The sequence below is a fragment of the Streptomyces sp. NBC_00090 genome (assembly GCF_045160815.1).
In the GTDB taxonomy this organism is placed as follows: Bacteria; Actinomycetota; Actinomycetes; order Streptomycetales; family Streptomycetaceae; genus Streptomyces.
Genome location: NZ_CP108224.1, coordinates 2,659,314 through 2,672,070, shown reverse-complemented (window position 1 = coordinate 2,672,070; position 12,757 = coordinate 2,659,314). Strand labels below are relative to the sequence as shown.

General features: G+C 73.1%; 13 protein-coding genes. 4 read left to right on the top strand and 9 right to left on the bottom strand.

All coding sequences use genetic code 11. The features are described 5' to 3' along the window. Positions 1-26: 26 nt before the first annotated feature. A complete protein-coding gene (locus OG361_RS11795) occupies positions 27-722 on the bottom strand; it encodes a hypothetical protein (RefSeq protein WP_405853277.1) in 696 nt (231 codons plus the stop codon). Between the two features lie 156 nt (positions 723-878). Here OG361_RS11795 and OG361_RS11790 point away from each other — a divergent pair, with 156 nt between their 5' ends. Then, positions 879-1,862 (top strand): small ribosomal subunit Rsm22 family protein, encoded by a 984-nt coding sequence (locus tag OG361_RS11790; RefSeq protein ID WP_405853276.1) that lies wholly within the window; start codon positions 879-881, stop codon positions 1,860-1,862. A gap of 47 nt (positions 1,863-1,909) precedes the next feature. On the opposite strand, the gene ddaH is transcribed toward OG361_RS11790, so the two are convergent. Next, complete coding sequence (gene ddaH / locus OG361_RS11785; protein ID WP_384573061.1) at positions 1,910-2,740, bottom strand: dimethylargininase; 831 nt, start codon at positions 2,738-2,740, stop codon at positions 1,910-1,912. A gap of 155 nt (positions 2,741-2,895) precedes the next feature. On the opposite strand from ddaH, the gene OG361_RS11780 reads away from it, so the two are divergent. After that, on the top strand, positions 2,896-3,516 hold the full coding sequence (locus OG361_RS11780) for a TetR/AcrR family transcriptional regulator (protein WP_384573059.1): 621 nt from the start codon (positions 2,896-2,898) through the stop codon (positions 3,514-3,516). A gap of 126 nt (positions 3,517-3,642) precedes the next feature. Next, positions 3,643-4,422 carry a bifunctional DNA primase/polymerase gene (locus OG361_RS11775; protein WP_405853275.1) on the top strand — a complete coding sequence of 260 codons (780 nt, stop codon included), beginning with the start codon at positions 3,643-3,645 and terminating at the stop codon, positions 4,420-4,422. A gap of 117 nt (positions 4,423-4,539) precedes the next feature. Here OG361_RS11775 and OG361_RS11770 read toward each other — a convergent pair whose 3' ends face one another. The 6 genes from OG361_RS11770 to OG361_RS11745 all read right to left on the bottom strand — a co-directional run bounded on the left by OG361_RS11770 (position 4,540) and on the right by OG361_RS11745 (position 11,174). Next, complete coding sequence (locus OG361_RS11770; protein ID WP_405853274.1) at positions 4,540-5,589, bottom strand: hypothetical protein; 1,050 nt, start codon at positions 5,587-5,589, stop codon at positions 4,540-4,542. Further along, positions 5,546-6,427, bottom strand: a complete 882-nt coding sequence (efeU, locus tag OG361_RS11765; RefSeq protein WP_405853273.1) for an iron uptake transporter permease EfeU — start codon at positions 6,425-6,427, stop codon at positions 5,546-5,548. Before efeU ends, OG361_RS11770 begins: the two co-directional genes overlap by 44 nt. A 61-nt stretch (positions 6,428-6,488) precedes the next feature. Continuing rightward, positions 6,489-7,763, bottom strand: a complete 1,275-nt coding sequence (gene efeB / locus OG361_RS11760) for an iron uptake transporter deferrochelatase/peroxidase subunit (protein ID WP_405853272.1) — start codon at positions 7,761-7,763, stop codon at positions 6,489-6,491. A gap of 28 nt (positions 7,764-7,791) precedes the next feature. Continuing rightward, the gene (gene efeO / locus OG361_RS11755) at positions 7,792-8,949 is read right to left on the bottom strand and encodes an iron uptake system protein EfeO (RefSeq protein ID WP_405853271.1); all 1,158 of its coding nucleotides are present in this window, start codon (positions 8,947-8,949) and stop codon (positions 7,792-7,794) included. 195 nt (positions 8,950-9,144) lie between these two features. Next, positions 9,145-9,996: a heme ABC transporter ATP-binding protein gene (locus OG361_RS11750; protein ID WP_405853270.1), complete on the bottom strand. Its 852-nt coding sequence runs from the start codon at positions 9,994-9,996 to the stop codon at positions 9,145-9,147. After that, a complete protein-coding gene (locus OG361_RS11745; protein ID WP_405853269.1) occupies positions 9,993-11,174 on the bottom strand; it encodes a FecCD family ABC transporter permease in 1,182 nt (393 codons plus the stop codon). The genes OG361_RS11750 and OG361_RS11745 overlap by 4 nt, the downstream gene beginning before the upstream one ends. A 124-nt stretch (positions 11,175-11,298) precedes the next feature. On the opposite strand from OG361_RS11745, the gene OG361_RS11740 reads away from it, so the two are divergent. After that, entirely contained in the window at positions 11,299-11,967 is a 669-nt protein-coding gene (locus tag OG361_RS11740; protein WP_405853268.1) for a PhzF family phenazine biosynthesis protein, read from the top strand. A 49-nt stretch (positions 11,968-12,016) separates the two neighbouring features. Here OG361_RS11740 and OG361_RS11735 read toward each other — a convergent pair whose 3' ends face one another. Continuing rightward, positions 12,017-12,667 carry a heme oxygenase (biliverdin-producing) gene (locus OG361_RS11735; RefSeq protein ID WP_405853267.1) on the bottom strand — a complete coding sequence of 217 codons (651 nt, stop codon included), beginning with the start codon at positions 12,665-12,667 and terminating at the stop codon, positions 12,017-12,019. Positions 12,668-12,757: the final 90 nt, after the last annotated feature.

Sequence of the window (12,757 nt, the reverse complement as noted above, 5' to 3'; positions counted from 1 at the left end):
CCCCTCCGGGGGCGGTACCGGGTGGGTCAGTACCCCGGGTTCCTGCCCGCGGCGACGGTCCTGACCCGCTCGACCTGGACGTTCGAGGCGTGCTCCAGATTGCGGGGCTCGGTCTCGTTCGCGGAGATGTGCGCGACGACGGTGCCGATGCGCATGACGACGTCCGCGGTGGAGTCGTCCGCGAACGCGTCGGTCTCGTCGGCAACGGTGGTCACGGTCAGCGGCTTCGCCGGCTCTCCGTATTCGGCGGAGGACTTCCGCTTCTCGGCGGCCAGGCCCTTCATGGCGGCGCCCGCCTGCTCCTCCGTCCCGAACGAGTAGAGCCTGAACTCCACGCGCGTCCCGTCCGAGTCGCCCCGGGCCTCCATGTCCTTCCCTCCGGCGGCGACGAGACCGGTGCACGCCACCCCCGACTCCTTGGCGCAGGGCTCGACGGCCTCGGCCCCCTGGACCATGAAGGGATCGCCACCGACGAACACGTCGCTGATGGTGGACTCGATCGGAAGCGCGTTCATCAGACCGGTCGGGTCCAGCCAGACGACCTTCGGCGACCCCGTCCCGCCCTCCGGCCCGGCGTCCGCACCCACCTCCGCGCCCGGCTGCGCCTCCCCGGGAGCGGCCGACGCCTTCTCGCTCCCCGCCGCCGGGACACTCTCCTCGCATCCCGTCAACGCCAGCACCAGCGCCGCTGCCACGGCAGCCCCCCGTACGACAGCCTTCACACGCACTCCTCGATCGACCGAATGTCAGCCAAAACTTGGCATGAGCACTCAACATCATCGGCGCCCCGTCGACCAACTCCGACGCCCCGCCGGGACGGTCGTGACCAGCACCTCCGGGCGGCCGGGAGCCGAGGCCCGGCCGCCTAGAATGTCGCGGTGAACGCCTCCCCTCCCTCCGCCGACTCCCTGCGCGCCGCCCTCGCGGGGCTCCTCGACGGGCTGCCGCCCCGCCAGGCCGCCCAGGCCGTCGAGCGGCTGATCGCCAACTACCGGGGCACCACCCCGACGGACACCCCCGTGCTGCGCGACCGCTCCGACGTCGCCGCGTACGCCGCGTACCGGATGCCGGCGACCTTCGAGGCCGTACGGGGCGCACTCGGCGCGCTGCGGGACGCCGCGCCCGAGTGGGAGCCGGTCACGCACACCGACGTCGGCGGCGGCACGGGCGCCGCGAGCTGGGCCGTCGCAGAGGCCTGGGAGGAGGCGCCGCCCCGGACCACCGTCCTCGACTGGGCGGAGCCCGCCCTCGCCCTCGGCCGCGAGCTGGCCGACGGCGCCTTCGACGCCGAGTGGCGGCGCGAGCGGATCGGCACCGCGCTGAAGCTCGCCGACGCGGACCTGGTCACCGTCTCGTACGTCCTCAAGGAGCTGACCGCGGCCGACCGCACGGCGCTCGTGACCGAGGCCGCCCGCGTGGCCAAGGCGGTCGTGATCGTCGAGCCCGGCACCCCGGACGGCTACGAGCGGATCATCGCCGCCCGCACCCTGCTCATCGACGCCGGCTTCACCGTCGCCGCGCCCTGCCCGCACAGCGGCGCCTGCCCGATCGTGCCGGGCACGGACTGGTGCCACTTCTCGGCACGGGTCAGCCGCTCCTCGCTGCACCGCCAGGTCAAGGGCGGCTCCCTGCCGTACGAGGACGAGAAGTACAGCTACGTGGCGGCGGTCAGGTTCCCGGCGACCCCGACGGTCTCCCGCGTCACCCGCAGGCCGCAGATCCGCAAGGGCCAGGTCCTGCTCGACCTGTGCGGCCCCGACGGACTCGCCCGCGAGACGGTCACCAAGCGCCACGGGCCCCTGTACAAGCAGGCCCGCGACACCGAGTGGGGCGACCCCTGGCCGCCGGAGCAGGCCGACTAGGGGGCCGTCCAGGGGCGTACCCGGGGGCCGTGCCCCGGGGCGCGTCCCTAGGGCCTGAGCTCCTGGGTGCAGCACTTCACGCTGCCGCCGCCCTTGAGGAGCTCGCCCAGGTCCATGCCGACCGGTTCGAAGCCCCGCTGCCGCAGTGGCTCGAAGAGACCCACCGCCGCCTGCGGCAGCAGGACGTGCAGGCCGTCGCTGACCGCGTTGAGACCGAGCGCCGCCGCGTCCGTCCCCGTCGCGATCAGGGCGTCGGGGAAGAGCCGGGCGAGCACCGCGCGGCTGCCGGGGGAGAAGGCGTCCGGGTAGTACATGACCTCGTCGCGGGCGTCGTCCAGGACGCAGAGCGCCGTGTCGAGGTGGTAGTAGCGCGGGTCCACCAGCTCCAGGCCGATCACCGGCCGGCCGAAGAACTCCTGGGCCTCGTCGTGGGAGAGCGGGCTGGAGCGGAAGCCGCGCCCCGCGAGGATCCAGGACGAGGTGACGGCGAAGTCGCCCTCGCCCTCGTTCACGTGCTCCGGCACCCGTACGTCCTCGTCCGGCCAACCGTTCCTGCGGAACCAGGACAGGTGCGCGGCGGCCTCGTCGGCCCGCTCCGCGTGGGCGAACTTCGCGCCGAAGACCCGGCCGTCGACGACGGTGGCGCCGTTCGCGGCGAAGACCATGTCCGGCAGCGCCGGGTCGGGGGCCAGGAGCTCCACGGTGTGGCCGAGCGAGCGGTAGCGGTCGCGCAGGTCCTCCCACTGGGCGAGGGCGAGCGGCAGGTCGACCGGTTTGGTGGGGTCCATCCAGGGGTTGATGGAGTACGTCACCGTGAAGTGCGCGGGTGGGCACATCAGGTAGCGGCGGGGCGAGGACGTGCGCGGAGTGGGGCGCAATGAGGGCTCCTCACGAACGGGAGGACGGAAGAACCGAAGATCGGTGGACCCCATGGTCCGCCCTCGGCGGGTTCCGCGCAGTGGACCGTTCGGGTGGTTCCGGACCGGAACAACCTAGCGAGACGCTGCGTCTCGTGTGCTGCTAGATTGGGGCCATGTCCGACACCAAGGCGCCCGACGCCTCCCGCCGCAGCGAGCGCTCCCGCCGCGCCATCTTCGACGCCGCCCTCGCCCTCGTCACCGAGGCCGGCTACGCGAAGACCACGATCGAGGGCATCGCCGCCCGCGCCGGGGTCGGCAAGCAGACCATCTACCGCTGGTGGCCCTCCAAGGCGGCCGTCCTCCTCGACGCCTTCCTCGACCTCGCCGCACAGGCCAACGAAGCACTGGGGGGCGACGCCCAGAGTGAGATCCCCGACACCGGCGACCTCGCCGCCGACCTGAAGTACGTCCTCCGCGCCACCGTCGACGAGATGAACAACCCCACCTTCGACGGCCCCACCCGCGCCCTCGCCGCCGAGGGGATCGTCGACCCCGAGCTGGGCGCCCGCTTCACCGAAGCGCTCCTCGAACCCCAGCTCCAGTACTACGCCCGCCGCATCGAGGCGGCCCAGGCCGCAGGGGACATCGACCCCGACGCCGACCCCCGCATCGCCCTCGAACTCCTCGTCGGCCCGCTCCACCACCGCTGGATCCACCGCACCCTGCCGCTGACCCACGCCTACGCGGACGCCCTCGTCGACCAGGTCCTCCGCGGCCTCGCGCCGAGGGCCTGACCCGCACGGCGCGCACACCGCGCACACGGCTTCCGCACCCCGGTTCCGGACTCCGGTCACCCGAGGCGCAGGATGGTGGGACCATGGGCAGAGCCGAACGGGCGAGCATGAGCTGTGAGGGGATAGATGGGCGACGGCATCGGCCGCTACCGCGGCACGGAGAGCAAACTCGCACAGTGGCTGCGCAGGCGCCCGAAACGCACCGCGGCCGAGGACGAGAACGACCGCGAGAAGCTGCTCCTGGCCACCGCCGCCGCCGGGCTGCCCCTGGCCCCCGCCGCGTACCCCGTCGGCTACAGCTGTTCCTGTGAGCGGATCGGCTGTCCCACCCCCGCCCGGCACCCCGTCTCCTTCGCCTGGCAGACCCAGTCGACCACCGACCGCGCCCAGATCGAGCGCTGGGCGCGGAACGAGCCCGAGGCGAACTTCGTCACCGCCACCGGCATGGTCCACGACGTCCTCGACGTGCCGCTGGCCGCCGGCCGCGCCGCCCTGGAGCGCCTCCTCGCCGAGGGCGTCGAGGTGGGGCCGGTCGCCGAGTCCGCCGAGGTCGACACCGTCGGCGGGCGCATGCTCTTCTTCACCGCCACCCGCGGCACCCCCGAGGACGAGGACGAGTGGTGGCCCTGTGAGCTCGACTGCCACCCGGAGACGATGGACGAGCACCCGGGGCTGCGCTGGCACTGCCGCGGCAGCTACGTCCTCGTACCGCCGGCCCGGCTGCCCGGTGACGAGGACGACCGTCCGGTCGTCGCCTGGGTCCGCGGCCCCGAGCATCCGCTGCCGGACCCGCTGAACCTCCTGGAGACCCTCACCGACGCCTGCGCGCGCCACGCGGCCGCCCGGGAGGCCGAGGGGGACGGCGAGCACACCGCCCACGAGATCGCCTGGCCGCTGACCCGCTGACCCGCTGACCCGCTGTCCCGCTGTCCCGCTGTCCCGGTGACCTGGTGACGCGCTGACCCGCTTGACCCACTGACCCGGTGACCCGCGCTGAGCCCCCGGTCCGGTGCGGGGGGCCGGCTACGAGCCCTCCGCGCCCACGATGCCCTGGAGCCGGCCCGCGACCGTGACCCCGTCGCGGTCGGTGCCCGCCGGCTTCACCAGCACCACCTGGTCCGACACCCACTCCTTGGTGACGGTGTTCCTGACCTCGCCGGTCAGCAGCGCCTTGACGTCCGGGCCCACCTTCGGCCGGTAGCCCTTCGCCGCCGTCTGCCGCTCGAAGTACCGGGTCGCGAAGAAGACGAACGCGCCGCCGTCCTTCGTCCGCAGCCCCAGCGGCGCGAAGTCCCCCTGGTCCGCGACGCGGTCGATGTACTGGGTGGCGAGCCCCGGCCGCTTGGCGGTCTTCTGCCGCTCCTCGCGCCACAGCGAGGTGTGCGCCCCCGCCGCGTACGGCCCCGGCTTCCCGTCCTGGAGGTACGCCACGTACTCCGCCCCGAGGTCCTCGGGCGCGACGGCGAGCGTGTCGGTGTCCGCGGCGACCGGCACCGCGTACCCCTCCTCCTCGGCGAACTCGGGCACCGCCTGCGGGCTGAGGACCACCAGGTGGGCCACCTCCCACAGCTGCTGGGGCCCGTTGCGCACGAAGACCAGGACCCAGCGCTGGTCGGCGCGGCCCTCGTCGACGTCCCGGTTCGAGTCGGTGTCCGCGACGAACCAGCGCGGCCAGCCCGCCTTGCGGGGCACGACGAACCGCGCGTCCGTCAGTTCGAGGGGGCGGTGGTCCTGGTTGCCGCCGGGGCTCGTGACCGCCCGGGAGCGCAGGCCCGCCTGGTTGATCTCCCCGAGCGGACCGGTGACCCGGCCCGCGTCGAGGGCCGGATCGTAGGCCTTGTCGGCCCGGTTGTACGCGGTCGTGAAGTCGGCGAGGGCCTGCGCGGCCTCGCTCTTCGTCACCGCGGGCAGCAGCGCCGTCTCGCCGTGGACCGTCACGCAGCCGCTCGCCGTCAGTGTCAGGACGGTCGTCGCCGCCGTCGCGGCGAGCAGCCGCACCGGTCGTGCCGGCAGCCCCGCCGACAGCCGCTCAAGCGGTCGTCTCGGCGCTCGCCTCAGCCTCAGCCTTCTCATCGGTCGCCTTCTGCTTCTCCACCCGCACGGACGGACCCGACCCTATCGGGGCGAGGAACAGCGCGAGCGTCGGGATCAGATACAGCGCCCACACCGTGACCTGAAGGACCGTCGGGTTCGGCTGGAAGTTGAAGACGCCCTTGAGGAGCGTGCCGTACCAGCTGTCCGGCGGGATCGTCGCGGAGATGTCGAAGGCCTTGTTCGCGAGGCCGCCGAGGAAGCGCGCCTCCTGGAGGTCGTGCACGCCGTACGCGAGGACACCCGCCGCCACCACGACCAGCATCCCGCCGGTCCAGGTGAAGAACTTCGCCAGGTTGATCCGGACCGCGCCCCGGTAGAACAACCAGCCCAGCAGGACCGCCGTGAGCAGGCCGAGGACGACCCCGGCCAGCGGCGCGTACGAGCCGTCCGACGAGGCCCGTACCGAAGCCCACACGAAGAGCGCCGTCTCCAGGCCCTCGCGCCCCACCGCCAGGAAGGCCGTCGCGACCAGCGCGCCCGTCCCCATCCGCAGGGCCGCGTCCAGCCTGCCGTGCAGCTCGGCCCTGAGGTGCCGGGCCGTGCGCCGCATCCAGAAGACCATCCAGGTCACCAGGACCACCGCGACGATCGACAGCGTGCCGCCGAGCAGCTCCTGCGCCTCGAAGGTCAGCTCCTGGGAGCCGAACTCGAGACCCGCGCCGAAGGCGAGCGCCACCCCCACGGCCACGCCGATGCCGATCCAGATCGGCTTCAGCGCGTCCCTGCGCCCCGTCTTCACCAGGTACGCGATGAGGATGCAGACGACCAGGCTGGCCTCCAGGCCCTCGCGCAGGCCGATCAGATAGTTACCGAACACGCCGGTTCCCTCCCTGGGATACGGGATACGTGAGGAGTCACATGAGGGGTCACGTGAGGCGTCACGCGAACAGCGCCCGGCCCCACCAGTCGTCCTTGTCCCGGACGCCCGGCGGGATCGCGAAGAGCGCCGAACCCACGTGCTGGATGTACTCGTTGAGGACGTCGGCGCGGGACAGCGAGGTCTGCACCGGGACGAAGCCGGTACGGACGTCCTTCTGGTACGCCAGGAAGAACAGGCCCGCCTCCAGCCGGCCGAGGCCGTCCGTGCCGTCCGTGAACGAGTAGCCGCGGCGCAGGATCGTCGCCCCGCCGTTGGTGTCCGGGTGGGCGAGCCGGACGTGCGAGTCCGGCTTCATCGCCTTCAGGAACGGCTCGTCGTGCTCCTTGGCCTTGCCGACGGGGGCGCCCTCGCGCTTGTCGCGGCCGAAGATGTCCTCCTGCTCGCCGAGGGGGGTGCGGTCCCAGGTCTCGACGTTCATCCGGATGCGCCGGGCGACCAGGTACGAACCGCCGTCCATCCAGGCCGCCGGGCCCTCGGCGTCCTTCCCGGAGACCCACACGTGCTTCGCGAGCCGCTCGGTGTCGGTGCCCGCGATGTTGCGGGTGCCGTCCTTGAAGCCGAAGAGGTTGCGCGGGGTCTGGGCGTCCGGGGTCGTCGAGGACGTCTTGCCGAAGCCCAGCTGCGACCAGCGCACCGCGACCTTGCCGAAGCCGATCCGCGCGAGGTTCCGGATGGCGTGCACGGCGACCTGCGGGTCGTCCGCGCAGGCCTGGACGCAGAGGTCGCCGCCGCTGCGCGCCGGATCCAGGTTGTCGCCGGGGAACTTGGGCAGCTCCACCAGGGCCCCGGGCCGCTTGTCCTTGAGCCCGAACCGCCCGTCGAAGAGCGAGGGGCCGAAGCCGATCGTGAGGGTGAGCCGGGAGGGCTTGAGGCCGAGGGCCTCGCCGGTGTCGTCCGGCGGCGCCTCCGCCAGGCCGCCGTACGCGCCCTCGCCGACCTCCTGGCCCGCCGTCATCCGCTCGGCGGCCCGCGTCCAGTCCTTGAGGAGCTGGATCAGCTCCGCGCGGTCCGTCGTCCTCACGTCGAACGCGGCGAAGTGCAGCCGGTCCTGGACGGCGGTGGCGATACCGGCCTGGTGCGCGCCGTGGAAGGGCACGGCCGAGCCGCTGTCGGCGACGGGCACCGTACCGCCCCCGTCCGGGGCCAGCACGACGGCGCCGCCGGCCGCCGCGGCACCGAGCGCGAGCCCGGCACCGCCCCAGCCGATGACCGTACGACGGGAGGGCGCGGCGGCCTCGGCCGCCGGCGACTGCTCCTGGGTCTCCTCGGACATGTCCGTGTCCCCTGCTTCCGGCTGCTGGTTACTTGACGACGGCGGCGGCGAGCTTGGAGAGCGGCTCGGCCAGCGCGTTGACGCCGTCCGACAGCTCCTTGCGCTCGGCCTTGCCGACCTTGTCGTACGAGGTGAAGACGTAGCCGCTCTTGTCCGTGCGGTACTTGTCGAGCAGCGTGTTCAGCGCGGCGAACTGCTTGTCCAGTTCGGCGACGAGCTTCGGGTCGTTCTTCGTGGCGACCGGCTTGAGCAGCTCGAAGGACTTCTGCGCGCCCTCGACGTTCGCCTTGAAGTCGACGAGGTCGGTGTGGGAGTAGCGCTCCTCCTCGCCGGTGACCTTGCCGGTGGCGACCTCGTCCAGGAGCTCCTTGGCGCCGTTGGCCATCGAGGTCGGGGTGATCTCGGCCTTGCCGACCCGCTTCACCCAGTCCGCGAGGTCCTTGTCCAGGGTGTCCGCGAGGGTCTTCTCGGCGGCGCCGAGCTTCTTGTCCTGCCAGAGCGCCTTCTCCAGGCGGTGCCAGCCGGTCCAGTCCTTCGCCGGGTCCTGGCCCTCCTCCAGGCCGTCCTCGCGGACGTCGACCTTGGGGTCGATGTCGCCGAAGGACTCGGCGACCGGCTCGGTGCGCTCCCAGCCGATGCGGGACTCGGCGTAGGCCTTCTTGGCGGCCTCGACGTTCCCGGCGCGGACGGCGTCGGTGAAGACCTTCACCTTGGGGAGGGTGGCGTCGGCCTGCGCCTGGACGTACTGGCGGTAGGCGGCGACGGCCGCGTCCATCTCCGGGGAGCGCTTCGCGGTGACGGCGCCGTTGCCGGTGAGCTTCACCTGCTGGCGGATGCCGTCGCCGACCATGCCGGGCTTGCAGGCGATCGTGTAGTCGCCGGCCTTGATCTCGGCGGTGATCGTGGCCTTGGTGCCGGGGCCGATGTTCTCGCGCTCGGTGACGATCCGGTCGTCCGGGTAGAGGACGTAGACCTCGGTGACCTTGGAGCCGCGGTTCTCCACCGTGAGCGTCACGTGACCGGCCGGGAACTCCTTCTTCGACACCTCGCAGGAGTCGTCCTTGGCGACGACGGTGACCGCACCGTCCCCCGCCTTGGCGTCGCTCTTCTCGGCGCAGCCCGTGACGGCGGTCAGGGCGGCCGCGGTCGCGGCGGCGGTGACGACGGAGAGGCGGACGGCTCGCATGGGGACTCCAGGAACGCGGGGACGGGGGTGAGGCGGACCTAACTTAACCGAGGCTTACCTGAGCCGTACCCACTCGTTCCGTGATTCAGCTCTCAGCTCCGGCGGACCGGACACAGGCCGGTCACAGGGGTCTCATGGATACCTCATGGTGCGGTCAAGAGCCGGTCAAGGAGGGGGGGTTTGTCCGGTTCGGTGTCATGTGCCGGTGCGGATCGGCACGACGAGGGGGACCCCGGTCCGCGGGTGCGGGAAGACCTCCACCGGCTGCCGGTAGACCCGGCTCAGGACCTCCGCGTCGAGCACCTCGGACGGCGGGCCGTCCGCCGCGATCCGTCCGCCGTGCAGCACCACGACCCGGTCCGCGTGGGCGGCGGCGAGCCCCAGGTCGTGCAGGACGACGACCACCGCGTCCCCGGCCGCCGCACGCTCCCGGCAGACCCGGAGCACCAGTTCCTGGTGGCGCAGGTCGAGTGCGGCGGTCGGCTCGTCGAGCAGCAGGAGCCCGGCCCGCTGGGCGAGGACGCGGGCGAGCGCGACCCGGGCCCGCTCGCCGCCCGACAGCGCGGAGAACGGGCGCTCGGCGAAGGCCTCGACCTCGGTCGCCGCCATCGCCCCCGCGACGGCCGCCCCGTCCTCGTCCGCCCGCTCGGTCCCGGCCCACGGGGCCCGCCCCATCCGCACCACCTCGGCGACGGGAAAGGGGAAGGAGAGCGCGGCGGCCTGCGGCAGCACGGCCCGGCGCAGGGCGAGTTCACCGGCCGACCAGTCACCGGCGGGCCGCCCCCCGATCCGCACCTCCCCGGCGCTCGGGGCGAGGTCGGCGGCGAGCGCGGCGAGCAGCGTCGACTTCCCGGCCCCGTTGGGACCCACCAGGGCCAGGACCTCCCCGGCCCGCACCTCGATCCCGACCCCGTCGAGCACCGCCCGGCCGCCCAGCGCGACCCGGAGCCCGAGGGCCTCGGCGACGAGTTCACCGCGCGCGGCGGGGGAGGGCAGCGTGCGTGTGCGCCGGTTCGGGAGCAGTCCTCGGAGCCGTACGGATGTCATGCCCAACCACCTTGCCTACGACGGGTCCTGCGCAGCAGCCAGAAGAAGAAGGGGCTGCCGAGGAGGGCGGTGAGGACGCCCAGGGGGAGTTCGGCCGTCCCCGCGACCGTCCGGGCCGCGAGATCGCCGGCCGCGAGGACGACCGCGCCGCCCAGCGCGCTGCCCGGCACCAGGAAGCGGTGGCCGGGGCCGTTCGCCATCCGCAGCAGGTGCGGGACGAGCAGACCGACGAAGGTGATGATCCCGGCGACCGCGACCGCCGCCGCGGTGAGCAGCGCCACCACCAGGATCAGGGCGACCCGCAGCCGCTCCACGTCCACGCCCAGGTGCCGGGCGGGCCGCTCGCCGAGCGCGAGCAGGTCGAGCCGGCGGGAGTGGAAGGGGGCGACGGCCAGACCGAGGAGCGCGCAGGGCAGCACGGCGAGGACCTTGGGCCAGGTGGCCTGGGCGAGCGAGCCGAGCTGCCAGAAGGTGATCTGGGTGACCTGCGCGTTGTCGGCGAAGAAGATGAAGAGGCCGATCAGCGCGCCCGCGAAGGCGTTCACGGCGATGCCGGTGAGGATGAGGGTCACCACCTCCGTACGGCCGCCCGAGCGGGACATCGCGTACACGAGCAGCACGGTCGCGAGACCGGCGACGAAGGCGCAGACGGTCACCGTCCAGTTCCCGAGGAAGGTGAGCCCGAGCGCGATCGCGCCGACCGCGCCGACGGCCGCGCACGCCGAGATGCCGATGACCCCGGGCTCGGCGAGCGGGTTGCCGAACACGCCCTGCATCAGGGCGCCCGCCCAGCCGAGCGAGGCGCCGACGAGGACGGCGAGGACGACCCGGGGGAGCCGGATGTTCCACAGGACGCTCTCCGCCGTGCGGTCGAGCGCGTGACCGCCGAGCCCGATCCGGTGCCGGACCGAGGCGAGGACGTCGCCGAGCGGGATCTCGTACGCCCCGATCCCGGCGGACAGGAGGGAGAGGAGGAGCAGGGCGGCGAGCAGGGAGACGGTGAGGACGGTGCTCCTGCCGCGCCGGGGACCCGGGGGCGCCGACGCGGCCGGCTGCTTCTCCTCCGGCTTCTGACCCTGTTCCTGTTCCTGCCCCTGATCCGGCTCCGCCTTCTCCGCGCGCGGCCTCCTCCTCACCGCCTCCGGCCTGATCGCCGGCGCGGGCGCGGCCGTCGTCATCGCCGTCCGCCGCCGCGCCACGGAGTCCTGAGCACCCCCTGAATCGCCCCCCCCAACAGGCAGGGCCGCACCCGATCCCCGGATGCGGCCCTGCCGCCTCACCGCGGAGTGGTTCAATTCCGCCATGAACACGACCGCCACTGACATCGACGTCCTCCGGGTCTTCTGTGCGGGCGACGGCCGCCACGGCAACGCCCTCGGAGTCGTACGGGACGCCCGCGACCACCCGGACGAGGCCTCCCGGCAGGCGCTGGCCAAGGAGCTCGGCTTCAGCGAGACGGTGTTCGTGGACGACCCGGAGCGCGGTCACGTCGACATCTACACCCCCGGCCTGCGGCTGCCGTTCGCCGGCCACCCGCTCGTCGGCACGGCCTGGCTGCTCGACCTGGAGGTCGTCCGCCCGCCCGCCGGCGAGGTGTGGGTGCGCGGGGACGGCGAGTTCACCTGGATCGAGGCGCGCGCCGAATGGGCGCCGCCCCGGACCCTGCGCCAGTACGGCTCCGCCGCCGAGGTGGACGCCCTGGAGGTGCCCGAGCCGGGGGAGTGGATCTACGCCTGGGCCTGGGAGGAGGAGGCCGCGGGCCGCGTCAGGGCGCGGGGCTTCCCGGGGCGCGGCGACGGCATCGACGAGGACGAGGCGACCGGCGCGGCGGCGCTGCTCCTCGCGGCGGAGCTGGGACGGGCCCTGAACATCACGCAGGGCCGGGGTTCGCAGCTGCTCACTGCCCCCGGCCCTGACGGCATCGTGGAGTTGGGCGGACGCGTCCGCTTGGAGGGCACCCTCACGCGCTGAGCGCGGGCGCCCCGGACGCTCACACCCCGGACGCTCGCGCGCCGCTCGCTCACGCGCTGAGCGGGAACTCGCCCCCCAGTTGGTGGAAGACCGCGCTGTTGAAGGCGAAGGCGCGCTTGCACTCGTCGACGATCCGCTGCTTCTCCAGGTCGTCGGCGTTCACCCCGTCGAGCAGCTCCCGGTACGTCCGCTTGAACGCGGCCGGGTTGTCGATCTCGTCGAAGACGTAGAAGCGCACGCCGTCGCCCTTGCGGCTGAAGCCCCAGGTCCGCTCCGCCTTGTCGCGGATGATCTGCCCGCCCGACAGGTCGCCCAGGTAGCGCGTGTAGTGGTGGGCCACGTAACCGGCGGGCCAGTCACGGGCGCACTCCGCGACCCGCTCGGCGTACGCGACGGTGGCGGGCAGCGGGGTGGCCCCGGCGCGCCAGTCGGCGCCCCTCAGGTGGGCGAGGTCCTGCTCCAGGGCGGCCGTGCGGAACAGCTCGGGCTGTATGAAGGGCCCGGCGACCGGGTCCTCGCGCAGCGCCTCCGCACCCTCCTCCAGCGCCCGGTAGACGAACCAGAGCTGCTCCGTGTAGCGGGCGTAGGCGTCGACGGCCAGGCGTCCGCCCAGGAGGTCGCCCATGAAGGACGACGTCTCCGCCTCCGTGTGCTGCTCGTGCGAGGCCGTACGGATCAGGGTGGAGAAGGGCGTGTCCAAAGCGTGCCTCCGGGACCGATGGGACGGGAACCAGTGCCGATCCTGCCAAGTTAGGCTTACCTAAGTCAACTGGTTCCCGACGTCCTGTCG

What these genes read in the sequence shown, in the direction of transcription:
- OG361_RS11745 (WP_405853269.1), bottom strand. Translation starts at nt 11,174, where the DNA reads ATGACGACGGCCGCGCCCGCGCCGGCGATCAGGCCGGAGGCGGTGAGG.
- OG361_RS11770 (WP_405853274.1), bottom strand. Translation starts at nt 5,589, where the DNA reads ATGAGAAGGCTGAGGCTGAGGCGAGCGCCGAGACGACCGCTTGAGCGG.
- OG361_RS11780 (WP_384573059.1), top strand. Translation starts at nt 2,896, where the DNA reads ATGTCCGACACCAAGGCGCCCGACGCCTCCCGCCGCAGCGAGCGCTCC.
- efeO (WP_405853271.1), bottom strand. Translation starts at nt 8,949, where the DNA reads ATGCGAGCCGTCCGCCTCTCCGTCGTCACCGCCGCCGCGACCGCGGCC.
- efeB (WP_405853272.1), bottom strand. Translation starts at nt 7,763, where the DNA reads ATGTCCGAGGAGACCCAGGAGCAGTCGCCGGCGGCCGAGGCCGCCGCG.
- OG361_RS11775 (WP_405853275.1), top strand. Translation starts at nt 3,643, where the DNA reads ATGGGCGACGGCATCGGCCGCTACCGCGGCACGGAGAGCAAACTCGCA.
- OG361_RS11750 (WP_405853270.1), bottom strand. Translation starts at nt 9,996, where the DNA reads ATGACATCCGTACGGCTCCGAGGACTGCTCCCGAACCGGCGCACACGC.
- OG361_RS11740 (WP_405853268.1), top strand. Translation starts at nt 11,299, where the DNA reads ATGAACACGACCGCCACTGACATCGACGTCCTCCGGGTCTTCTGTGCG.